The sequence below is a fragment of the Marinobacter salinexigens genome, assembly GCF_008370345.1.
Lineage (GTDB): Bacteria > Pseudomonadota > Gammaproteobacteria > Pseudomonadales > Oleiphilaceae > Marinobacter > Marinobacter salinexigens.
In genome coordinates, this window is the sequence record NZ_VTUU01000044.1 from 1 (window position 1) to 920 (window position 920).

Sequence of the window (920 nt, forward strand, 5' to 3'; positions counted from 1 at the left end):
GCGATTCGCTCGCTCGATCCTAGCTTCCCTTCCAAGAAGCGCAGCGCCCATGGCCATGGCCACGCAAGCCTCCGCCGCCACGCGCCACCTGCTGGCCGCCGCCTGGGCGCCGGCGGCGAAGCCGCGGCAGCTGAGCTCGCAGCYCGCGCTGCCGTCGTCGTCCTCCCGCGGGCCGSCCCCGCYCCGCGCGTCCACCGAGGAGGCGGTGGAGGCGCCCAAGGGGTTCGTGGCCCCGCAGCTSGACCCCARCACSCCSTCCCCKATCTTCGGCGGCAGCACGGGCGGGCTGCTCCGCAAGGCGCAGGTGGAGGAGTTCTACGTCATCACGTGGRYGTCCCCCAAGGAGCAGGTGTTCGAGATGCCSACSGGCGGCGCCGCCATCATGCGGSAGGGSCCSAACCTCYTGAAGCTGGCGCGCAAGGAGCAGTGCCTSGCGCTCGGCACCAGGYTGCGCTCCAAGTACAAGATCACCTACCAGTTCTACCGCGTCTTCCCCAACGGCGAGGTGCAGTACCTCCACCCCAAGGACGGCGTCTACCCGGAGAAGGTCAACCCCGGCAGGGAGGGCGTCGGCCAGAACTTCCGCAGCATCGGCAAGAACGTCAACCCCATCGACGTCAAGTTCACCGGMAAGRSCACYTYCGACTAATCACACATCACGCCGCCCSCCCGCCCGGCCGGTGATCCAAATCAAAGGACTTCTTCTTCTTCTTATATTAATAATTAAGCTAGCTGCTGGTGGTGCGCCATATACATGCATGGTTTGATCTAAATATATGTGGACATGGATGTGTAATTTGTTTTAGTAATTTCTTGGTGACCGTGGAGGCGCAGCGTGGGACTCTATGTACATGTGCATCTGCTCCTCATGTCTATGCATATGACAACGTTGCCATAACACCTGAATCTTTCAATAGTGC

1 protein-coding gene is annotated in these 920 nt (G+C 61.8%); it reads left to right on the plus strand.

Annotation, left to right across the window (positions count from 1 at the left end; all coding sequences use genetic code 11):
- Window positions 1-49: 49 nt before the first annotated feature.
- Entirely contained in the window at window positions 50-649 is a 600-nt protein-coding gene (gene psaD / locus FWJ25_RS20595; protein WP_223163279.1) for a photosystem I reaction center subunit II, read from the plus strand.
- The last annotated feature ends 271 nt before the right edge of the window (window positions 650-920 follow it).